Annotated in this window: 18 protein-coding genes; 6 read left to right on the top strand and 12 right to left on the bottom strand. The window is 72.2% G+C overall.

Features of this window, described 5'->3' with window-relative positions:
- Positions 1-85: 85 nt before the first annotated feature.
- Positions 86-976 carry a sugar phosphate isomerase/epimerase family protein gene (locus ABT137_RS12815; protein WP_351706850.1) on the bottom strand — a complete coding sequence of 297 codons (891 nt, stop codon included), beginning with the start codon at positions 974-976 and terminating at the stop codon, positions 86-88.
- A gap of 38 nt (positions 977-1014) precedes the next feature.
- The gene (locus ABT137_RS12810) at positions 1015-2124 is read right to left on the bottom strand and encodes a Gfo/Idh/MocA family protein (RefSeq protein WP_351706847.1); all 1110 of its coding nucleotides are present in this window, start codon (positions 2122-2124) and stop codon (positions 1015-1017) included.
- A 340-nt stretch (positions 2125-2464) separates the two neighbouring features.
- Here ABT137_RS12810 and ABT137_RS12805 point away from each other — a divergent pair, with 340 nt between their 5' ends.
- Positions 2465-3667, top strand: a complete 1203-nt coding sequence (locus ABT137_RS12805) for an ROK family transcriptional regulator (RefSeq protein WP_351706845.1) — start codon at positions 2465-2467, stop codon at positions 3665-3667.
- A 68-nt stretch (positions 3668-3735) separates the two neighbouring features.
- Here ABT137_RS12805 and ABT137_RS12800 read toward each other — a convergent pair whose 3' ends face one another.
- The 4 genes from ABT137_RS12800 to ABT137_RS12785 all read right to left on the bottom strand — a co-directional run bounded on the left by ABT137_RS12800 (position 3736) and on the right by ABT137_RS12785 (position 8841).
- The gene (locus tag ABT137_RS12800) at positions 3736-5061 is read right to left on the bottom strand and encodes a lipase family protein (protein ID WP_351706842.1); all 1326 of its coding nucleotides are present in this window, start codon (positions 5059-5061) and stop codon (positions 3736-3738) included.
- A 321-nt stretch (positions 5062-5382) separates the two neighbouring features.
- Positions 5383-6165, bottom strand: coding sequence for an ALF repeat-containing protein (locus ABT137_RS12795; RefSeq protein WP_351706840.1), 783 nt, complete (start codon positions 6163-6165; stop codon positions 5383-5385).
- A gap of 843 nt (positions 6166-7008) precedes the next feature.
- Positions 7009-7857, bottom strand: a complete 849-nt coding sequence (locus ABT137_RS12790) for a sugar phosphate isomerase/epimerase family protein (protein ID WP_351706837.1) — start codon at positions 7855-7857, stop codon at positions 7009-7011.
- 96 nt (positions 7858-7953) lie between these two features.
- On the bottom strand, positions 7954-8841 hold the full coding sequence (locus ABT137_RS12785; RefSeq protein WP_351706834.1) for a sugar phosphate isomerase/epimerase family protein: 888 nt from the start codon (positions 8839-8841) through the stop codon (positions 7954-7956).
- A 468-nt stretch (positions 8842-9309) separates the two neighbouring features.
- Here ABT137_RS12785 and ABT137_RS12780 point away from each other — a divergent pair, with 468 nt between their 5' ends.
- Positions 9310-10023: a helix-turn-helix transcriptional regulator gene (locus ABT137_RS12780; protein WP_351706831.1), complete on the top strand. Its 714-nt coding sequence runs from the start codon at positions 9310-9312 to the stop codon at positions 10021-10023.
- A gap of 47 nt (positions 10024-10070) precedes the next feature.
- Entirely contained in the window at positions 10071-10586 is a 516-nt protein-coding gene (locus ABT137_RS12775) for a DUF3291 domain-containing protein (RefSeq protein WP_351706828.1), read from the top strand.
- Between the two features lie 32 nt (positions 10587-10618).
- On the opposite strand, the gene ABT137_RS12770 is transcribed toward ABT137_RS12775, so the two are convergent.
- From ABT137_RS12770 to ABT137_RS12760, 3 genes are all read right to left on the bottom strand, one after another.
- Complete coding sequence (locus tag ABT137_RS12770) at positions 10619-12013, bottom strand: MFS transporter (RefSeq protein ID WP_351706825.1); 1395 nt, start codon at positions 12011-12013, stop codon at positions 10619-10621.
- 532 nt (positions 12014-12545) lie between these two features.
- Entirely contained in the window at positions 12546-14249 is a 1704-nt protein-coding gene (locus ABT137_RS12765; RefSeq protein ID WP_351706822.1) for an NAD-dependent malic enzyme, read from the bottom strand.
- A gap of 113 nt (positions 14250-14362) precedes the next feature.
- Positions 14363-14839 (bottom strand): MarR family winged helix-turn-helix transcriptional regulator, encoded by a 477-nt coding sequence (locus ABT137_RS12760; RefSeq protein WP_351706819.1) that lies wholly within the window; start codon positions 14837-14839, stop codon positions 14363-14365.
- A 310-nt stretch (positions 14840-15149) separates the two neighbouring features.
- Between ABT137_RS12760 and ABT137_RS12755 the strand changes: the two genes are divergently transcribed.
- From ABT137_RS12755 to ABT137_RS12745, 3 genes are all read left to right on the top strand, one after another.
- Positions 15150-16250: an MBL fold metallo-hydrolase gene (locus ABT137_RS12755; RefSeq protein ID WP_351706816.1), complete on the top strand. Its 1101-nt coding sequence runs from the start codon at positions 15150-15152 to the stop codon at positions 16248-16250.
- Between the two features lie 162 nt (positions 16251-16412).
- Entirely contained in the window at positions 16413-17114 is a 702-nt protein-coding gene (locus tag ABT137_RS12750) for an SDR family NAD(P)-dependent oxidoreductase (protein WP_351706813.1), read from the top strand.
- Between the two features lie 107 nt (positions 17115-17221).
- Positions 17222-17638 carry a nuclear transport factor 2 family protein gene (locus ABT137_RS12745; protein ID WP_351706810.1) on the top strand — a complete coding sequence of 139 codons (417 nt, stop codon included), beginning with the start codon at positions 17222-17224 and terminating at the stop codon, positions 17636-17638.
- Between the two features lie 124 nt (positions 17639-17762).
- Here the strand turns inward: ABT137_RS12745 and ABT137_RS12740 are convergent, their stop codons facing one another.
- From ABT137_RS12740 to ABT137_RS12730, 3 genes are all read right to left on the bottom strand, one after another.
- Positions 17763-18491, bottom strand: a complete 729-nt coding sequence (locus tag ABT137_RS12740) for a LuxR C-terminal-related transcriptional regulator (protein WP_351706807.1) — start codon at positions 18489-18491, stop codon at positions 17763-17765.
- A 79-nt stretch (positions 18492-18570) separates the two neighbouring features.
- On the bottom strand, positions 18571-19230 hold the full coding sequence (locus ABT137_RS12735) for a response regulator (RefSeq protein WP_351706804.1): 660 nt from the start codon (positions 19228-19230) through the stop codon (positions 18571-18573).
- Positions 19227-20603, bottom strand: a complete 1377-nt coding sequence (locus ABT137_RS12730; RefSeq protein WP_351706801.1) for a sensor histidine kinase — start codon at positions 20601-20603, stop codon at positions 19227-19229. The genes ABT137_RS12735 and ABT137_RS12730 overlap by 4 nt, the downstream gene beginning before the upstream one ends.
- Positions 20604-20646: the final 43 nt, after the last annotated feature.

Raw genomic sequence — 20646 nt, 5'->3', positions numbered from 1 at the left:
CAGATTCTGCTGTGTCTCCCGGGGTCACCGCGTTGCCGGACCTCCCCGGGCTGCACCACATGCGCGCCGCGTAACCAGGTCATGGCTACGCGTGCTGCTTCACGGCCCACTCTCCGCAGAGCCGTACGCTTTCCTCCGGCGTCGGCCGGGCTCCCCGGTCGACCTCGATGATCAGCCAGCCGTCGAAGTCCTCGGGCAGCGCGCCGACGAAGCCCTCGATGTCGGCGTTGCCGTGGCCCGGTTCCGACCAGAGCCCGGCCAGCACCGTCTTGCGGTAGTCCCAGCCGGCCTCCCTGGCCTGGGCGGCGAGGCCGAGGTCCAGGTCCTTGATGTGCACGCTCGCGACCCGGTCCGCGTAGTCGCGCACCAGCCGGGCGGGGTCCGCGCCCGCCCAGGCCAGGTGGCCCATGTCCGGTCCGAAGGCGAGGACGGAGGCATCGACGGTGTCGAGGACGAAGCGGGTCTCCAGTTCGGTCTCCGCCCAGGTGCCGACGTGCGGGTGGAAGGCCGGGGTGATCCCCTCCGCCCGGACGATGCCGGCGATCTCGGCGAGCAGGTCCCGCACCCGCTCCAGCCGGCCCTGCTCTGCGAGGTGCCCGACGGCGGGCCGGGTCACGCGCTCGGCGTCCTTGGCCATCCCCATGGCGAGGAAGACGGTGGGCACGCCGAGTTCCGCGTGCTGTGCGGCGACCCGCGCCGCCGCGTCCCGGAAGCCCTGCTGCTCGCTCTCGTCGTCGGTGAGGCGGACGGGTATGTAGCCGGGCGCGGCGCTGATGCCGTACTCGGCGAGCTTCGCCGCGTACGCCTGCGGGGTCAGGTCACCGGGAACGGCGCTGTGCAGGGCGGTGATGCCCGCGTCGCGGACGGCCGTCAGCTGCTCGTCGAGCGAGGGGGCCAGGGTGGGGTCGATCCAGCCGTCGGCGCTCGCGACCCACTGGAGGGGGTTGATGGCGAGGCGGTCCTGCCTGATCTTCATGGTCTGCGGTCCTCTCGGAGGGTGGGGCGGGGCGCCGGTCAGAGGGTGGGGCGGGGCGCCGGACGGTCGCAGCTGCTCTGCAGGGTGACGAAACGGTTCTCTCGCTGGGAGGTCTCGAAGCTCTCCAGCACCTCCAGGGTGTGGAAGGCGAACTGCGCGTCGGCGCGGTGCGGTCCGCCGTCGACAGCGCCGGCGAGATCGGCGACGCCGAGTCCGCGGCGGTGCTGTTCCGGGGTGTCGACAGCGCCGAAGAGGGCGGTGACCGGGGTGAGGACCTGCCAGTCCGTGTCCCCGTGCCGCTTCAGTCGTACGTCGCCGTCGAAGAAGTTGGGGTTGGGCAGCGCGAGGGTGCCCTCGGTGCCGTAGATCTCGATGCGCGGGAGTTCGGTGTCCCAGACGTCGAAGCTCATCAGGGTGGTGCCGATGGCGCCGGAGGCGAAGGTCAGGGTGGCCGAGGCGTGGGTGGGGACCTCGACGGTGACCTCGTCCACCACCCGTCCGGGGCTGGTGACCTTGCGGACCGGCGCGCCGATGCGGGTGGCGGCCGAGACCTGGGCGACCGGGCCGAGGCAGTTGATGAGCGCGGCCAGGTAGTACGGGCCCATGTCGAGGACGGGGCCGCCGCCCGGTCCGTAGAAGGCGCGCGGGTCCGGGTGCCAGGTCTCCGAGCGGCTGGAACGGACGAAGGCGGTGGCGCCGACGGGCTCGCCGATCCGGCCGGTGTCGATCGCGTGCCGGGCGGTCTGCACGGCGCTGCCGAGGAAGGTGTCAGGGGCCGACCCCAGCAGCGCCGTGCCACGCCCGGCCGCGTCGAGGACCTCGCGGGCCTCGGCGACCGTGGCCGCGACCGGCTTCTCGACGTAGACGTGCTTGCCGGCCTCCAGCGCGGCGATGACGGTCTTGGCGTGGAACTGCGGCGGGGTGATGTTGACGACGATCTCGACGGAGTCGTCGGCCAGCAGTTCCTCGCCGCCGCCCCAGGCGGGGACGGCGTACTCGGCCGCGGCCGCCCGGGCACGGGCCGTGTCGACGTCGGCCACACGGACCACCTCGAGCTCCGGGATGGTGCGCAGTCCCTCGACGTAGCGGCCGAAGATGTTGCCGGCACCGAGGATCCCGATGCGGTGCCGTGCCTGCTGCTGAGCCATGAGACTCCTGTGGTCCGTGAGGGGCTGACGAGGTGCCGTGTGGAGGGGCCCACTCGGGCGACGACCGATCGGACCGGGGCACTCAAGGGCGCTCCGTCCGAAGGCGACCGCGGGCTGAACGCCGCGTTGCGCATCACCATCGTTTAGTTCGCGAGCAAGGCACAAGAGGAGTCATTTAATTTTTTTCAAGGCCTAAATACGATCGAATTCCGGGAGCATGTCCGCTTAGATCCTTAATCGTCGCCAGGCGGGCCACGGCTCTTGACGGGCTTAAAGCAACCGCATTACGTTCACGTGAATGCATAAAGATGAGAGTCGTCCTGATGACGCGGCGGGCAGCATGGCGGTGCCCCACGCGCTGCGGCGGGTGCTGGGGCTGGTGGTGTCCGGAGCCGCGACCAACCGGGCCGAGATCGCCCGGCGCAGCGGCCTGGCCCGGTCGACCGTGGGACAGCAGGTGGATCATCTGGTCGGCACCGGAATCCTGGAGGAGGTCGAGTCCAGACGGTCCGTGCGCGGCCGGCCCCCTCGGGTACTGGAGATCAGTCCACAGGCCGGAACCGTCGCCGTCGTGGACGTCGACACCGCGGAGTCGCAGGTCGCGATCGCCGATCTCAGCCGCCGGGTGATCGCGCGGGACACCGTGGCCATCCCGATCGGCTCCGGCCCCCAGCCGGTGCTGGACGCGGTGACCGGCAAGCTGCAGGAACTCCTGGAGAAGCATCGCCGTGATCCGGCGCGGGTGCGCGAGGTGGTCGTCGGCCTGCCCGGCCCTGTCGACTTCCAGCAGGGCTGCTCGGTGCAGCCGACGGGCATGCCCGGATGGGACGGTTACCCGGTCGCCGAGCATCTCCGGGGGCGCTTCGGTGCCCCGGTCGTCGTCGACAACGACGTCAACCTGATGGCGCTGGGCGAGGTCGCACAGGCGGGCATGGAGTCACCGCTGCTGTGCATCAAGATCGCCGGCGGAATCGGGTCGGGCCTCATCACGGCGAGCGGTGACGTCTACCGGGGTGCTGACGGGGCCGCCGGCGACATCGGCCACATCCGGGCCCCCGGCGGCGGCAACGTCCTGTGCGGGTGCGGGAACGTCGGCTGCGTCGGCGCGATCGCCTCCCACCGGGCCGTGCTGCGCGGCCTGGGCATCCCCGAGTCGACCGACGAGGACCCGCTGTACGGGACCCGTGAACTCGCCCGGCGCATCGCCGACAGCGACCCGACCGCGCTGCACGCCGTGCGTCAGGCCGCCACCGAGATCGGCGAGGTGGTGGCGATGCTCGTCCACATGTTCAACCCGCGCACCCTGGTCCTGTCCGGCCCGCTCAGCGAACTCCGCGACGACCTGGTCTCCGCCGTACGGGCCGCCGTGTACCAGCGCGCCCTGCCCCTGGCCACCCGCAAACTGACCATCACCGCGACCCAGCTCAAGGGCACCTCCGGACTCCACGGCGGCATCGCCCTCGCCACCCAGGACGTGTTCAGCCCCGCCGGCATCGCCGGACTCCTGGCCGACGAGCCGCGAATCGAAGGTTCGCCGGGTTGATGGTGGCTTCTTGCTTCCCTGGTCGCGATCCGGCACGTATGGGCTGCCCCCCCCACCTGTGCGGTTGATCAGGGCTGGACAGGCATGCTGGAGCAGTTGGAGGTGGCCGTCCTGCCCGCGAGCCGGTCGGTCAGCCAGCCGATCGCGTCGCTCTGGTCGGTGAGGAGCGGGGCGAAGTGGTTGAGGAGCGCGCTGACGAGATTGGGCAGTGCGACGGCCTTGTAGGTGACATCGCCTCCCTTGTGGCACCAGTCGACGGCGAGTTGCCGCGCCTGGGCGTGCGGAACGAGGTTGTCACTGACGCCGGTTGCGATGCGGACGGGCCCGGACGGTTCGAGGGTGCCGATGCGCTGGCTGTCCAGGAACGACTGGAGCGCGGGCGTGTCGGCGATGATGTCGCTGATGGACCGTCCGTCGGTCGTCCACTTGGTGCTCTTCGAGTAGGCGTAGCCGAAGATCGCGTCTCCGACGCACATGGTCGACAGGTCGGCGAGGGCGGCCTTGCCGGCGGCGTTGAGATGCGCCTCGGCGATCGGCTTCAGAGCGGGGTCGGACTGGAGGAAGCCGTTGAGTGACCAGCCCAGCGCGCCGGCCAGTTCGCTTCCGTCGATGGCTTTGGTGACCGAGGTCAGGTCAGCGGGCGGAGCGCCTGCGTAGGTGCCGGCGAGCGTGACGTCGGGGGCGTACGACGCCTGGAGTTCGGCTGCGGCGGCGGTCGCCCCGCCGCCCTGGCTGTAGCCGAACAGCCCCACCCGGGACGCCTCGGTGACGGAGGCTCCGCCGACCGAGCGGGCGGCGCGGGCGGCGTCCAGCACCGCGTGGCCCTCGTCGACGCGGTTGACGTAGGTGTGCAGCCGGTCGGTCGCGCCGAGGCCGACATAGTCGGTGACGACCACGGCGATGCCCTTCGCGAGCAGACGGTAGATCGCGAGATCCTCGTAACCGACGGACACCGTCTGGCCGTTGACCGTCAGCGGGTGTTCGAGCCCCATGGACGCGGCGCACTGGTCGCCCTGTCCCATGGTGCCGGGCGCCACCACGACCAGGGGACGTGCCCCGCCGCCCCGCCATGCGGCGGTCGGTTCGATGTAGGCGCCGGTGACGGCCACCGGCTGACCGCCCGAGTCCGTGGACTTGTACATCAGACGTGTCGCGGTACCGGGGAGCGGCCCGTCGAGGCCGGGCAGGCTGAGGGCGAGCGTGAGCGGCTCGCTGCGGATCAGAGTGCCGTCGGCGCTGGGCAGGTCGGTGGGCGGGTCGTAGAACGCGGGGATGGTGACTCCCCTGGAGACCACCTCGCCCGCCGCCGATGCGGGGGAGGACGACAGGGCCTGGACGCCCAGGCAGGCGGCAGCGGTGACTGCTGCGACCAGAAGTCGTCTGCGTGCGGGCATGGCAAACCTCCTGTGAAGCGGCCGGCAGTGAGGTGCACAGGTGAAAGCGGCATGGGAACGCGGCCGTCCCATGGCGCGTTCATGCCGCTCGGTAGCGGTTCGCCAGAACCTTACGCGTGAGTAAGTTACTCGTGATAGCAGCCGGTAGGTTACGGTTCAGTAATGTGATGGCACGTCCGACACGGAGGTGCGGCGGTCACCGACCGTCATCGGGGCGGGTCTCTGACGTGCGCGTTCTCGGATGTCGGAGCCCCGCCTACGCAGAGCACGCCGGAGCGACGAGGGAGGCCGCGGCCTCCCTCGTCGCCCCACTCTCCACGCTCAGCTGTCGATCTCGTACTGGCCGACGGTGCGGAAGTAGCGGAGGGCTTCCGGGCTGCCGTCGTCGAGGACCGCCTGGATCGCGTCGTACATGGCGTCGCTGATGTTCGGGTCCGTGAGCATGTGGGTGATGTACACGCGGTCGTCCTCGGCCTGCGCGAGCCGGTATCCGGTCCACCGGAAGTAGCTCAGGGCTTCGGCGGTACCGGCATCGAGGGCGGCGTTGGCCTCCGCTATCACCCTCTTGTCACCGTTCTGCGTGGCCACATACAGGATGTGTGCCACGGCCACGGAGTCGTCCTCGACCTGGGCCTGGGCGTACCCCGTCTCCAGGAAGGCACGCAGCGCTTCCGGGGTGTTGGCGTCGAGGGCTGCGTTGGCCGCCTTGATCACCCGCTTGTCACCGTTCTGGGTGGCCACGGCGAGGACATGGGCGACCGCGACGGAGTCGTCCTCGGCCTGGGCGAGGCGGCATCCCGTCTCCAGGAAAGCACGCATGTCCTCCGCCGTACCGCTCAGCGCCTCGTTGGCCTCGCGCAGCACGCCCGCCCCGGCGTTGTCGTCCGTGAGGATGTCCTGGATCGCGGCCCTGACTTGGTCGTCCGTCAGCTCGTCGACCGGGGTCCCGGTGCCGGACGAGACGTCCGGGCAGGCCGTGGCAGACGTGGTGGTGACGGGCGTGGTCGGCGTGGACGCGTCGGCGGCGAAGGCCGGTGCGGTGAAGAGAAGGGCGGGCGTCAGAACGGTTGCGGCGATCAGCATTACGGCGCGGGTCGGTCTCATGGATGTGCCTCCGGAGTCGGTGGGTTGATGCGTATGAAGCATCCACATGCCAGGTGCACGGATCAACACGTTTCTCGGCGGCTGACGGTCCTCAACTGTGCGTATGTGATGGTGAGTTCGGACTTCACCGACGCCGGCGTGCGCTGTCCGTCCCGGGTTCTCGGTCGGGTTCGGGGCGGGCAGGGAGCCGCTGGAGGTGGCGGCCGGTGGCCGGCGTTCGCGCGGCCCGAGCGGCGTCCGCGATCGAGCAGGAACGGGTCGAGGACCGGCCCGGCGCCTTCCGCCCGGCGGAAGTCGTAGAACGAGCGCCGCGTATTGCGGTGGGTTGCGGATCGGGCCTGGACCGAGAACCCCTGAGGCCAACTCCTGGAAGCGGCTCTTGAGGCGCTGTTACGGGTGCGGTTCCGGGCCCGCAGCGGACCGACCCCGTGTCAGGTGGCGTGGCGGCGTCGATCGTCACCTGGATCGGTGCCGGCCTGGTCCAGGGCGCAGAGGAAGCCGTAGGTCTGCGGCACGCCAGGATGGCCGGGTGACGCAGATGCAGGAACAGGATGGGGCACGGGCCCTGTGATTCCCCCGCGACCCGGATGGCGCTCCTGGCGAAGGCGATGGCTTGACGTTGACCGCCTGACAGAAGTTCCACCGGGCGAACCATCGGCGCGGTGCGGACACCGAGTTTGTCGAGCTGCTCCTCCGCTTGGCGACGTTGCGGCGGCCGTGCCCGGCGGAAAGCCTTGTGCGGCGCCGCCGGCGGAGCGACGTCCGCAGCGCCGACATCCCTGTGGACGACATCCCTGTGGGCCCTGACGCCGACCCACGGCTCGTCAACAGCGGCCGGACCGGTTACCGCAGCAGCGCGGCGGCGGTCCGGTGGGCCGCTTCGGCCGCCTCCCGTACCGGCAGCGCCCGGTGCGCGTCCGACAGGATCTCCACGCCCCAGGGGCCGGCCCAGCCCGCCGTACGGAGTGCGGCGATGATCCCCGGCAGGTCGAAGGAGCCTTCGCCGCACAGGCGGCGCCGCCGTACGGTGTCCTCGAAGAGGGTGCCGACGACCTGACGGTCGGCGTCGTTGAGCTCCACGCCCACGATGCGCGAGAGCGGTACGTCCGCCAGCTCGGCCGGGGGAGTGTGTGCGCGCTCGGTGTGCCAGACGTCGATGATGACACCGCCCGCCGGGTGGCCGGCGGCCTCGACGAGCCGGAGTCCGTCGCGGACGGTCTTGACGTTGGACCAGGGCAGGAACTCGATCCCGACCCGGGCGCCCACGGCATCCGCCTCGGCCGCCAGCGCGGCGAACTCCTCGGCCCAGGCGTCGAGGTGCAGCGGGCCGTCCTCGACGTCGCCGTGGATCTTGAGGTGGTGGGCGCCGAGCGCCTCGGCGGCCCGCAGCAGGTCGTGGCGGACGGTGTCCGACGCGGCCCGCCGGGGGCCGTCGGCCCACCAGCCGGCCAGGGCCTCCAGTTCGATGTGGGCGAGGCCGTTGTCGTCGAAGATCGACCGGATGCCCGCGAGTCCGTGTTCGCGCTCGGCGACCAGCAGATCCGCGTGCAGCAGCCCGAAACCCGTGAAGCCGGCCGCGGACGCCGCCTCGGCCCGCTCCCGGAGGCCGAGCGGACTGCGCTGGTCGGCGCCGGCCGGGTCGGCGGCACCGGCCGTGGTCCAGCAGGTCGCCAGCAGATCCTCGGTGTCCATGTTCCCTCGCCGTCCCTCGCCTCGTCACTGGTGCCTTCCGGGGATCTCCCGCTTTCGCCGCCTCTGCCGACCGCACGGCCGCGCGGCCGCGCGGGGCTATACGGCGCCGCGCAGGACCGAGCGCAGGTGTTCGGCGCTGGCCCACACGTCCTCGACCGGGCCCTTCTCCTTGGGTTCCGTGGTGAGGATGGTGTCCTGTTCGAGGACGTACCAGCCGTCGTAGCCGTGGCTGGTGAGGTGGGTGACGATGGCCTGGACGTCGACGTCGCCGGCGCCCAGTGGGCGGTACATGCCGGCGCGGACGGCGTCGGTGTAGGTGAGGCGGCCGGACTGGACCTTGGCGGCGAGGGAGGCGTCCACGTCCTTCATGTGGGTGTGGGCGATGCGTTCGGGGGCCTGGCGGGTGAGTTCGGCGGGGTCGGTGCCGCCGATGAGGAGGTGGCCGGTGTCGAGGCAGAGGGAGATCGAGGAGTGCTCCAGGACGCGGCGGACCTCGTCGCCGTTCTCGATCATCGTGCCGACGTGCGGGTGCAGGACGGCGCGCACGCCGTGTTCGGCGGCCAGTGCGGTGAGCCGGTCGAGGTTGGACAGGAGCAGTTTCCAGCCGTCGGCGTCGAGTTCGGGGCGGGAGTCGTAGCCGTCCTGGCCGGTGATGGCGGACAGGACGAGGACCTCGGCGTCGGAGGCGGCGTAGTTCGCCAGGAGCTGTTCCGCCTCGGGCAGCGGGTCGTGGCCGGGGACGTGCAGCAGGAGCGGGGTGAAGCCGCCGACGGCGTGCAGGTCGTGGTCGGCCAGGACGCGGGCCATCGCCTCGGGGGCGGCGGGCAGGAAGCCGTCGGGGCCGAACTCGGTGGCGGCCAGACCGACCTCGCGCATCTCCTTCAGCACCCGCTCGGGCGTCAACTGGTAGCCCCAGCCGGGCACTTCGCACACGCCCCAGGAGATGGGCGCGCCGGCGATCCGGTTCAGCTGTGGGGTGGTCATGCCGTGGCCTTTCGATGGTTCCAGTGGGGGCCGGCGACGCCGCGGGCGGCGTCGACGAGGACGGGATTCGTCGCCGGGCGCGAGGGGCAGGCGGTCCCGGCCACGCTCGACAGGGATCGCTCCGGGACGGGTGGGCGCGTGGCGGGATGCGCATCCGCTCCTGGGCGGACGTACGGCATCGCACCGCGGGTCCGCTTCCGGCCGCCGATCAGCAACGCCACGGGCGCCATCGCCCTCTCCGTTCAGGAAACTGTCAGAGCACTGCCGTGGCCGGCGCGCCGATCGGTCGCGCTCGGCCGACGGCCAGGCCGTTCACGTGGTCGCAACGCTAGGGTCGGGAAGGGATCTGGTGAAGCCCTCGAATCCCTCAATTGGCCATCATCGGGACCGTCATTTGCCCGTCATCGCGTGGGCCGTCATCGCCCGGCCTGTTCTATCTCCAACCTGTGTTGTTCCTAGAATGGCAGGGTGAACGACATCGACGCGATCGCGGCGTTGCAGGATCCGGTGCGACGCCGACTGTACGAATACGTGGCCGCGCAGGGCCGCGAGGTCGGCCGTAACGAGGCCGCCGAGGCGACCGGGGTGGCGCGCACGCTCGCCGCGCACCACCTGGACAGGCTGGCCGAGGCCGGGCTGCTCGACACCGGGAGCCGGCGGCTGACCGGGCGCTCGGGGCCGGGCGCGGGCCGGCCGGCCAAGGTGTACACGCGGGCCCGGGAGGAGCGGGCGGTGTCGCTGCCCGCCCGCGACTACCGCACCGCCGCCGAACTGCTCGCCGAAGCCGCCGAGCACGCGGGGCTGGACGCCGGGCTCTGCGCGGCCGCCCGCCGCCGCGGCGAGGCCCTGCGCGGCTCGGCGGCACCCTGCGGCGGCCTCGAAGAAGCCATGGAGACGCTCGCGGCCCGAGGTTACGAACCGCACCTCGAAGCCGCCGGGAGTGCGCAGGACGCAGGGGGCGTCGAGGGTGCCGAGGGGGCGACCGCGACGACCGCCGCTGTCGTCCGTATGCGCAACTGCCCCTTCCACGCCGTCGCCGAACGCTTCCCGCCGCTGGTCTGCGGCATGAACCTCGCGCTGCTGGAGGGCCTGCTCGGCACCGACGGCCCGGTCCGGGCCCGCATGGCCGCCCGGCCGGGCGAGTGCTGCGTGGTGGTGGAGGCCGTCGGCGAAGAACTCTAAAAACAACGGTGATTGACATAGAAAGAGGCGCGTGCTGGTATGAGGCCATGACCGCATCCGCGCACGCAGTCCACCTCGCCCAGCTGAATGTCGCCACGCTCCGCTTCCCCCTCGACGACCCGCGCATGGCGCCGTTCGTCGACATGCTCGACACGGTCAACGCCGCTGCCGACGACGCGCCCGGCTTCGTGTGGCGGCTCGTGGAGGACGGGGCGGCCGACGCCACCGCCCTGCGCCCGGCGGGCGAGGACGTCATCGTCAACCTGACGGTGTGGGAGACCCAGGACGCGCTGTGGGGCTTCACCTACCGCAGTGGGCACCTGGACGTGATGCGGCGCCGGCGCGAGTGGTTCGAGCGGCACGTCGAGGCGCATCTGGTGCTCTGGTGGGTCCCCGCCGGTCACCTTCCGACCACCGGCGAGGCCCTGGAACGGCTGGCCGACCTGCGCGCGCACGGACCCTCGGCGCGCGCCTTCACCTTCGCCTCCTCCTCCGCGGACGAGGCCGCCCGCGCACCGCGCCACGTCGCGGACGTCGGTACCGCTCCTGCCGGACGCGGGTGAGGGACGATCGGCGGACGTCCCTCACCCGCGGCTCACGATGCCTGGGCGGTCTCCGGCCGGCCGTCGACGGGCAGCCGGGCCGCGGCGGCTGAGTCCGCGCCGGTGAGATCGGTGCGGCCGGTCTCGCCCAGCAGGGCCAGGCACACCACCGTCACCAGGCAGAACGCGGCGATGATCGCGGAGATGAGCGGCGTCGCCCCGGTACCGGCGTCGGCCTGTACCTCGGTGAAGATCAGCGGGGCGAAGCCGGCCCCCAGCCCCGCGATCTGGTAGCCGAGGGAGGCGCCGGTGTAGCGGCTCCGGGTGGCGAACAGCTCCGTGTACAGCGCGGCGAGCGGGCCGTACATCATCGGGTGGACCAGCGACTGCCCGAGCACGAGGGCCAGGACGAGCAGCCCCGTGCTGCCGGTGTCGACGAGCGGGAACAGGGCGAAGGCAAAGGCGCCCACCGCCAGCGCCCCCGCCATGACCACCGGACGCCTGCCCTGCCGGTCGGACAGCGCCGACCAGCCGATGATGCCGAACACCGCCAGCGTGGACGAGAACGCCAGGCTGTTGAGCACCGTCTGCCGGGAGAAGCCGTCCTGGACCGCGTAGGAAATGATGTACGTGGTCACCGTGCCCTGGAAGACGAACGCGGACAGGCCCACCCCGATGCCCAGCAGCAGCACCCGGGGGTGGTTGCGCAGCACGTCCCACAGGGGAAGGGACCGGCGCGGCGACTCCTGGATCCGCCGCGTCTTCTGCTCCTTCTCCGCCTCGGCGAACACCGGGGTCTCGGAGACGCGCAACCGGATGAACAGGCCGACGGCCAGCAGCACCACACTGAGCAGGAACGGGATGCGCCAGCCCCAGGAGAGGAAGGCGTCCTCGCCGACCGCGGCCGACGTCGCCGACATGGCCACCGTGGAGACGGCCATGCCGAAGGGGGCGCCGGCGTTGGTGAAGCTCGCCCACAGCCCGCGCCGGCGTCCGGTCGCGTGCTCGGCGGACAGCAGCACGGCGCCGCCCCACTCGCCGCCCACCGCCACGCCCTGGACGATGCGCAGGAGCAGCAGGCAGACCGGGGCCAGCGTGCCGGCCTGGCCGTACGTCGGCAGGACGCCGATGAGGAAGCTGGCGACGCCCATGAGGGACATCGTCACCACGAGCATCCGCTTGCGGCCGAGCCGGTCCCCGAAGTGCCCGAAGACGATCCCGCCGAGCGGCCTGGCCAGGTAGCCGGTGGCGAAGGTGGTGAAGCTGGCGAGGGTGCCGGCGGTGGGGCTGAGGTCGGAGAAGAAGACCTGGGGGAAGATCACCGCTGCCGCGGTGGAGTACAGCAGGAAGTCGTAGTACTCGATGACGCTCCCCAGGAAGCTGGAGGTCACCGCCCGGCGCAGTTGCCGGGGATCGTGTGGTGCGGGGCGGGGAGAAGCGGCGTGCATGTCGTGAGCTCCCTTGCTGACGCGGAGGTGGATCAGCCCGACGCGGGCGGGGTGGGGCATCGGGGGCGGATGACGGGAGTTCCCGTCGGGCGCGGGGGCTCGCAGCGTGGAGCGGCGAGGGACTGGCGTCGGCCTCCGGTCGGCCGACTCCGTGATGTAGGGCAGATTTTTTGCCTGCGTCGAGATTCTGACCAACATCGGCCCGCTCGTCTACCCTCCGGACGCGACGTTCCCAGAGGGCGGGGAACGCACGGCGCCCACCCCGGCCGCCGGGAGGGGAAGTCCCGGGCGGCGAGGCGGGCGCCGGTAATGCGCGAGGCGTCGTCGGGGAGCGGGAACGCGACCGCCGTGACGGACACCTCGCCGCGTCGGATGCGGTCCTGAGGTGTCCCTGGCTCGGGGACCGAAGGCCGCCGTGGTCAGTGCGGCGGCCCGCTCGGCGAAGCGGCGGGTGGCCATGGGCAGGGTGCGGGAGGCCGGGCGGCCGCGTGGCCTCCCGGCTGCTCGGACGGCCGCCAGGCCTCCCGGTCGGTCAGACCGCCTTGACGGGCGGGTACACCGGCTGCCACATGGCGGCCCTGACCCGCTTCTCGACGGCGTCGTCGACGGTCGTGCCGGCCACCCCGTCGGCGGCCGCGGCGCGGGCCACCGCCACGGCGACCGCCACCGAGGTCTCGCGCAGCTGGTCGGTGAGGGGCAGGATCGGCGCGCCGGGGCCGTCGGCGTCCGTCTGTCCGGCGACGGCGTGCGCGGCGGCGACCAGCATGCCGTCGGTGACCCGGGTGGCCCGGGCGACGATCGCGCCAAGGCCGAGGCCCGGGAAGACCAGCGCGTTGTTGGCCTGCCCGATCAGGTACCGGACCCCGTCCCGCTCGACCGGGCGGAACGGGCTGCCGGTGGCGATCAGGGCGCGGCCGTCGGTCCAGGCCAGCAGGTCGGCGGGGACCGCCTCGGCCAGGTCCGTCGGGTTCGACATCGGCAGGATGATCGGCCGCTCGACGTGGGCGGCCATCGTACGGACGATCTCCTCGGTGAAGGAGCCGCCCTGCCCGGAGGTGCCGATCAGGACCGTCGGCCGGACCCGCGCCACGACCTCGGCCAGCGCGATGCCGCCCACCTTCGCGTCCCGCTGCCAGTCGGCGACCTCGGCGGCCGGGCGGGCGTAGCGGACCTGGAAGTCGCGCAGGTCCTGCTGGTCCTCGGTGAGCAGGCCGTGACGGTCGACGCCGAAGATGCGGGCGGTGGCCTCCTCGGCGGTCAGCCCGTCGGCGACCATGGCGTCCCGCAACTGGTCGGCGACGCCGATGCCGGCGGTGCCCGCGCCGAAGATCACGACCCGGTGGTCGCGCAGTGGGGTCCCGCTGGCCTTCACCCCGGAGAGCACGGCGGCGAGGTTGACCGCACCGGTGCCCTGCACGTCGTCGTTGAAGGTGAACTCGGTCGGGCGGTAACGCTCCAGGATGCGGCGGGCGTTGGCGGGACCGAAGTCCTCCCAGTGCAGCAGGGCGTGCGGGAAGAGGCGGCGGGCGGTGGCGACGTAGGCGTCGATGAAGGCGTCGTACGTCTCCCGGTCCACGCGCGGGTGCCGGTTGCCGAGGTAGAGCGGGTTGTCGAGGAGCTCCTGGCGGTTGGTGCCGACGTCCAGCATGACCGCCAGGGTGCGGTTCGGGTCGATGCCGGCGGCGGCGGTGTAGACGGCGAGCTTGCCCACCGAGATGTCGATGCCGCCCACTCCCCAGTCGCCGATGCCGAGGATCGCCTCGCCGTCCGTGGCGACGATCAGGTCGACGTCGTCGGGGCCCAGACCGGCGGCCGTGAGCGCGCCCTCGATCTCCTCCGGGGCGTCCACCGACAGGTACACGCCGGCCGGGCGCCGGTACTCGTTGCTGTAGCGCTGGATCGCCTTGCCGACGGTGGGGGTGTAGACGATGGGCAGCATCTCGTCGAGGTGGTCGCAGAGCAGGCGGTAGAAGAGCACCTGGTTGCGGTCGTGCAGCGCGGTGAGGTTGACGTTCTTGGCCAGGTCGGTCGGCTGTGCCGCGTACTGCTGGTACGCCCGCTCGGCCTGCTGCTCCAGGGTCAGCACCGCCGGCGGCACCAGGCCCACCAGGCCCAGCATCCGCCGCTCCTCGGGAGTGAACGCGGTGCCCCGGTTGAGGCGGGGCTGGGAGAGCACGGCACGGCCGCGGGCGGTGGTCTCGACGTGTCCTTCGCCGGCGTTCCACTGGGTCGTCATGATCGGCTCCTTGCCGTTTCCGTATCGCTTCCAGGATCGCGTGCGGGACGTCCCGAGTCGCCCCGGGTCGCTCCGAGCCGCTCTGGGTCGCCCCGAGTTGCTTCCGGGACCGGTCAGCCGCGGCGGGCCGTGGCGTAGGCGCGTTCCAGTTCCGCGACCGTGCTGAGGAAGTCGGCGCCCTTCAGCCGGTGCAGGGTCTCGGTGGCGAGGTGGTCGAGGGTGGTCCAGAGGCCGGCGAGCGGCTCGCGGAGCGCCTCGCCGTCGGCGGTGAGCGAGACGATGAAGGCCCGGCGGTCGTGCTCGGCGCGGGCCCGGGCGACCAGGCCGGCGTCCTCCATGCGGCGGATCGACCGCGAAACCGTGGAGTGGTCGAGCCCGACCGCCTGCTGCAGCTCGGCCTGGGTCTGGCCGTCCCGGTCGAAGAGCCGCATCAGGATCAGTTCCTGGCCGGGGTGCAGGCCGAGCTTCAGGAGGAGCTCGGCGCCGTAGCCGTGCAGTTCGCGGGAGAGCGCGAAGAGCGCGAAGCTGACCGGGGCGCGCTCGACGAGGCTGGGTCGAGGCATCACCGGGTCGGGCTTCGCGGCTGGCATGACGCTCCTCTTCTGGCGGGCGATGGCGGGCGACGGCGGACGGTGGCGGGCAAGGGCGGGCGGCGGGGGCGGAAACTCGCTGCCCGGCTGCTTCCGGGGCTGGGAATACCTTAGTCGCAGCGGGTGTTGACGGCCGGATCTCCGACGAGCCGCCCAGGGGTGCCGCCTGTCCGGGGCCGCTCCGGCTCTCGAAACAGATTGCTTGCGTAGGCAAGTTGTTCGAGGTTACGGTGAGCGCGTTGCACCGGGCGGGAGCCGATGGGGCGCGGACCGCCCCGGCCTTCCCGGAACCGTTCCGAAGGGAATCGACATGTCATCCAGCTCCGCATCCGGAACCGACCGCCGTTCGTTCCTCGCCAGAGTCGCCGCGGCCACCGCCGTGCCCGCGGCCGCGGCCCTGGTGGCCGGGGGTACCGCGACGGCGGCCTCGGCGGCCACCCCGCGCACCTCGGCCGCCGGATCCTCCGGTGCCGGCCTGCCGGACTACGCGCCGGTGCCCGCCGGCTCCCTCGGCCCGGCGGTGAACAGCCAGGGCTACTACGTGGGCCGCGTCCAGCGCAATCTCTACTGGGTGACCGACGGCGACTACCAGGCCGCCTTCCTCACCACCCGGGACGGGGTCGTGCTGTTCGACGCCCCGCCGACCATCGGCCACAACCTGCAGCGCGCGGTCGACGAGATCGCCGCCGCCAACGGCACCAGCAACAAGGTCACCCACATCGTCCACACGCACCACCACTCCGACCACGTCGGCGCGTCCGGGCTCTTCGGCCGCCACGTGGTCCGGATCGGGCACGAGGAGAACCGCCGGCTGCTGCTGCGCGACAACAACCCGAACAAGCCCGCTCCCGACGTGACCTTCGCCGACCGCTACACCCTGCACGTCGGCGGCGAGCGGGTCGAACTCGCGCACCACGGCAGCAACCACGCGCCGGACAACATCTACATCCGGTTCCCGCACCACGACACTCTGATGCTGGTCGACATCACCATCCCGGGCTGGGCCCCGTTCGGCGCGCTCAACTACAGCGAGGACATCCAGGGTTACCTCGCCGCCCCGGCCAAGGCGCTGTCGTACCCGTGGAAGCACCACATCGCCGGTCACATGGGACGGCTCGGCACCCGGGCCGACGTCGCCGTGCACCAGCAGTACATCGACGACCTGACCGCGTCGCTCCAGCAGGCCCTCGGGACCGTCGACTACGGCGTCTACGCGGCCAAGTACGGGAACAACATCTGGGCCGTCGTCAAGACCTGGCTCGACGAGGTCTGCCGGCAGGCGGCGGCCCCGGTCGCGGCCAAGTACACCGGCACCCTCGCCGCCGCCGACGTCTTCACCGAGAGCAGCGCCTTCTCGCTGGTGGAGTCCCTCCGGCTGGACCTCGGCCTGGGCAGCGCCATCCACGACTGACAGGGTTTTGCATCGACAGACAGTTGCTCGTGCGAGCAATAAAGAAGGCGGTACGCCGACGGCGCGGGGCAGCCGTCGGCGTACCGCACCGGCGCGTCCGCCGCCGACCCCCTTCCCTCGCCCCACTCCCACTCCCACCTTCACCATGATCAGGAGCACTTGATGCCTGAGAACCCCACCACCCCCAGGGTCGCCGTCGTCGTGGGCGGAGCCGGGGCCATCGGCGGCGCCATCGCGCGCGAGCTGACCGGGCGCGGCCATGTCGTCCGGGTCCTGGACCGCGCCGGTGACATCGCCTGCGACCTGGCCGACGCGGAGGACGTACGGGCGGCCGCGCGCCGGGTACTGGCCGAGAACGGGCGGTGCGACGTCCTGGTGCACGCGGCCGCCGCCACCGACCTGATGGACGTGGAGACCGTGGACCTGGACGCCTGGCGCCGGGTCCAGGCCGTCAACGTCGAGTCCGCGGTGCTGCTCGCCCAGGCGTTCGTGCCCGGGATGCGGGAGCGCGGCTTCGGCCGGATCGTGCACATCGTCTCCGACACCTTCTGGAAGCCGCCGAGCCCGGACCTCCTCGCGTACGTCACCAGCAAGGGCGCGCTGGTCGCCCTCACCCGGTCGCTCGCGGCCTCGCTCGGGCGGCACGGGATCGCGGTGACCGCGGTGGCGCCCGGCCTGACCCGGACCGCGTCCACCGCGTACCAGCCGGACGCCGCCTTCGAGGCCTCGCGGGCCGGGCAGGCGCTGCCCCGCGCGCTGACGCCCGAGGACGTGTCGGCGACGGTCGGCTTCCTGGCGAGCGACGCCGCCGAGGCGCTGACCGGCCAGATCCTGACCGTGGACGGCGGCGGAATCTTCACGTGACCGCGGAAGCGCCGACTGCGGTTGACTTATGTGGCTAGCCAAGTAATTATGTGGCTAGCCACATTAATGGGTGGCCCACCTCGCATCACGATGGGAACGGACGAATCATGAGTGAGACCCTTACCGCCGCCGACCTGGTGCGGCGCAGCCTCGACACCTTCCTCGCCAAGGACATGAAGGCCTGGGCGGACCAGTGCGACGAGAACGTCGTCGTCGAGTTCCCCTTCGCCCCCGAGGGCAGCCCCGCCCGGCTGGAAGGCCGGAGTGCCGTCTACGAGTACCTGAAGGGCTACCCCGACCTCATCGACGTGCAGCGGATCACGTCGCTGACCGTCCACGCGACCGACGACCCGGACACGGCGGTCGCCGACTGGAGCGTCACCGGCCGGGTGCTGGCCAACGGGAACCCGTACGACATGAGTTACGCGACGTTCGTGACGTTCAAGGACGGCAAGATCGTCAAGTACCGCGAGTACTGGAACCCGTTGGCGTTCCTCAAGGCGCTGGGCGGCGAGAGCTTCTGAGCGCTCCGTCGGAATTGCCGCGATGTGCCGTCTGCCGTCTGCGGCGCCGTCGTGGCTGGTCGCGCAGTTCCTCCCCCAGCCTTCGGCCGGGGGTACCCCCAGCGCCCCTTCGGGGGCGCTCCGCTCACGCCGCCGGCCGGATCAGCCCCGACTCGTAGGCGAAGGCCACCGCCTGTACCCGCGCGCGGGCGCCGATCTTCGCGAGGACGTTGCTGACGTGGGTCTTCACGGTGGTCGGGGCGATGGACAGCCACTGCGCGATCTCGGCGTTGGTCCAGCCGGAGGCGACCGCGATCAGGACGTCGCGTTCGCGCCCGGTGAGGGTGCCGAGCCCCGAGGTGCGGGGGAGGGGGCGGACGGTGTGCTGCTGGCGGACGGCGTCGATGAGCGCCCGGGTCAGACCGGGCGTGATGACGGCGTCCCCGGCGGCCACCACCCGGATCGCCGCGGTCAGTTCGGCCGGGTCGGCGTCGTTGGGCAGGAAGCCGCCGGCGCCCGCCCGCAGGGCCGCCCAGGCGTCCGCCTCCTGCTCGGCCGCGGTCAGCATCAGGACCCGCGGGGCGCGGGAGGTGGCCGCCGCCTCGCCGGTGAAGCCGGGGGAGGGGGTGCGGGTCCGGGCGGCGGGGCGGGCGATGCGCCGGATGGTGTCGATGGCGTCCGCCCGGGTCGGCTGGCTGTCCATGAGAACGATGTCGGGGCGGAGCGCGGCGCTCGCACGGATCGCCTCGTGCCCGTCCGCCGCCTCCCCGACCACCGTCAGCCCGGGCTCGGCGGTGAGGAGCATGCGCAGGGCGAGGCGTTGGAGGGATTGGTCGTTGACGACGAGTACGGAGACCGTGCCTGTCTTCTCCATGCGAGGTCCGTTCCGTGAACGAAACTGTTTCGTTCACATGCTACGCCTGGAGCCGCCGCACCGGGAGAGGGGGGTCCGACTACTTGGCCCGGACCAGTCCGGCGTCGTACGCCGTGATCACGGCCTGGATCCGGTCGCGCGCCCCGATCTTGGCGAGGACCCGGCCGACGTGCTTCTTCACGGTCGACTCGGTGAGGACGAGGCGCTCGGCGATCTCGGTGTTGTTCCAGCCCCGGCCGATGGCGACCAGCACCTCGCGCTCGCGGTCGGTCAACGAGCGCAGCCGGGGGTCCTCGACGGGGGCGGTGGGCGCCAGGACCCGGTGGGCGTAGGCGTCCAGGAGACGCCGGGTCAGCGAGGGGGCCACCACGGCGTCGCCGCTCGCCACCGCGTGGATGCCCGCGACCAGCTCCTCCGGGCGGGCGTCCTTGAGCAGGAAGCCGCTGGCCCCCGCGCGCAGCCCGTCGTACGCGTATTCGTCGAGGTCGAAGGTGGTCACGATGAGGACGCGGGTGCGGCCGCCGGTGGCGACGATCCGCCGGGTCGCCTCCAGGCCGTCCATGCCGGGCATCCGGATGTCCATGAGGACGACGTCGGGCCGCAGTTCGGCGGCGAGCCGCACGGCCGCCGCGCCGTGCTCCGCCTCGCCGACCGGCTCCAGACCGGGGGTTCCCTCCAGCAGCATCCGCACGCCCATCCGCTGCAGGGGCTGGTCGTCGGCGATGAGTACGGTCGTCACAGCTGCTCTCCCGGAGCCGGCGGGGCGGGTGGTACGGGCGGTGCCGACGGCACGTCGAGGACGACGTCGACCAGCCAGCCGGGGCCGCCCGCCCGCGGCCCGGCGGCGACCGTGCCGCGGTACATCGCGGCCCGCTGCCGGATGCCGACCAGGCCGTGCCCGGTGGTGCCGGTGGTGCGGGTGGTGCCCTCGGACGGCTCCGGCTCCGGCGCCGTGCCGGTGTCCGCGACCCGGACCCGCACCTCGCCCGGCGCGACGGCGACCGTCACCTCGGCGGACGCGCCGGGCCCCGCGTGCTTGAGGGTGTTGGTCAGCGACTCCTGGACGATCCGGTAGACGGTGAGCTGGACCCCGTCGCCCAGCGCGTCCGGGTCGCCCACCGTCCGGTACGTCACCGGCAGCCCCGCCGCCCGGACCCGGGCCAGCAGCGGGTCCAGGTCCCCGATGCCCGGCTGCGGCGCGAGCGGCCGCTCCTCGTCGGCGCCCTCGCGCAGCACGCCGAGGACCCGGCGCAGTTCGCTCATCGCCTGCCTGCCGGTGTCGCCGAGGATCCGCAGGGCCTCCGCGGACCGCTCGCCCCGGTTGCCGGCGAGGACCGCCGCGCCGTCGGCGACGCTGACCATCACGGAGAGGTTGTGGCCGACGATGTCGTGCATCTCCCGGGCGACCCGGGAGCGCTCCGCGGCGGCGGTCAGCCGTACCCGCTGCTCCTGTTCGATCTCCAGCTGCCGGGCGCGGTCCTCCAGGGCCGCCAGGTAGAGCCCCCGGATCCGGACCGTCAGGCCGACGGCGACCGCCGCGGTCATCGTGCCCAGCAGGAAGAAGACGCCGAGCAGCGGATGGTCGGTGGGCGCCAGGACGTAGACGCCCAGGGCCAGCGCTCCGACGCTCAGCCCGACCGCCCAGCCCAGCACGCGCAGCGAGCCGTTGCGAGCCAGGGTGTAGAGGGCGATGAGGGTGGCGGTGCCCGCCCGCAGCCAGACCCCCGCCGACCACTCGGCCAGGTTCACCGCGAGGATCGTGAAGTACACGGCGGCCGGGGCCCGGCGGCGCCACCACAGCGGTACGACCAGCGCGGCGACGAAGCCGTACAGGACGCCGGGCGGCAGCGTGTCCCGGGCGGCCTCGTTCCCGAAGGGGGACCCGTGGTCGACCATCAGCAGGTCGGGCAGGCTGACCAGCACCATGAACAGCACCGTCGCGGTGTCGAGCAGCCACGGATGCCGCCGGTCCAGCTGCCGTCGGCGGCTGCGGTCGCGCAGCATCCGGCCCAGCAGCGGATGCGCCCAGGCCGCGTCGAACCCGGGAGACGGCGTGCTCGCCGTCCCCCGGGCGGTGTCCCCGGCGGCTGCCGCACGGTGCGGCGGACTCATGCCGACCATTGTCCTCGGCTCCAGGGGTGCCTCGTGTGCCGAT

The sequence above is a fragment of the Streptomyces sp. NPDC001980 genome (assembly GCF_040296885.1).
Lineage (GTDB): Bacteria > Actinomycetota > Actinomycetes > Streptomycetales > Streptomycetaceae > Streptomyces.
This window is presented reverse-complemented; position numbering and strand designations above follow the sequence as displayed.

Coding starts and splice junctions, on each gene's coding strand:
- ABT137_RS12815 (WP_351706850.1), bottom strand. CDS start 976: ATGAAGATCAGGCAGGACCGCCTCGCCATCAACCCCCTCCAGTGGGTC.
- ABT137_RS12810 (WP_351706847.1), bottom strand. CDS start 2,124: ATGGCTCAGCAGCAGGCACGGCACCGCATCGGGATCCTCGGTGCCGGC.
- ABT137_RS12805 (WP_351706845.1), top strand. CDS start 2,465: ATGGCGGTGCCCCACGCGCTGCGGCGGGTGCTGGGGCTGGTGGTGTCC.
- ABT137_RS12800 (WP_351706842.1), bottom strand. CDS start 5,061: ATGCCCGCACGCAGACGACTTCTGGTCGCAGCAGTCACCGCTGCCGCC.
- ABT137_RS12795 (WP_351706840.1), bottom strand. CDS start 6,165: ATGAGACCGACCCGCGCCGTAATGCTGATCGCCGCAACCGTTCTGACG.
- ABT137_RS12790 (WP_351706837.1), bottom strand. CDS start 7,857: ATGGACACCGAGGATCTGCTGGCGACCTGCTGGACCACGGCCGGTGCC.
- ABT137_RS12785 (WP_351706834.1), bottom strand. CDS start 8,841: ATGACCACCCCACAGCTGAACCGGATCGCCGGCGCGCCCATCTCCTGG.
- ABT137_RS12775 (WP_351706828.1), top strand. CDS start 10,071: ATGACCGCATCCGCGCACGCAGTCCACCTCGCCCAGCTGAATGTCGCC.
- ABT137_RS12770 (WP_351706825.1), bottom strand. CDS start 12,013: ATGCACGCCGCTTCTCCCCGCCCCGCACCACACGATCCCCGGCAACTG.
- ABT137_RS12765 (WP_351706822.1), bottom strand. CDS start 14,249: ATGACGACCCAGTGGAACGCCGGCGAAGGACACGTCGAGACCACCGCC.
- ABT137_RS12760 (WP_351706819.1), bottom strand. CDS start 14,839: ATGCCAGCCGCGAAGCCCGACCCGGTGATGCCTCGACCCAGCCTCGTC.
- ABT137_RS12755 (WP_351706816.1), top strand. CDS start 15,150: ATGTCATCCAGCTCCGCATCCGGAACCGACCGCCGTTCGTTCCTCGCC.
- ABT137_RS12750 (WP_351706813.1), top strand. CDS start 16,413: ATGCCTGAGAACCCCACCACCCCCAGGGTCGCCGTCGTCGTGGGCGGA.
- ABT137_RS12745 (WP_351706810.1), top strand. CDS start 17,222: ATGAGTGAGACCCTTACCGCCGCCGACCTGGTGCGGCGCAGCCTCGAC.
- ABT137_RS12740 (WP_351706807.1), bottom strand. CDS start 18,491: ATGGAGAAGACAGGCACGGTCTCCGTACTCGTCGTCAACGACCAATCC.
- ABT137_RS12730 (WP_351706801.1), bottom strand. CDS start 20,603: ATGAGTCCGCCGCACCGTGCGGCAGCCGCCGGGGACACCGCCCGGGGG.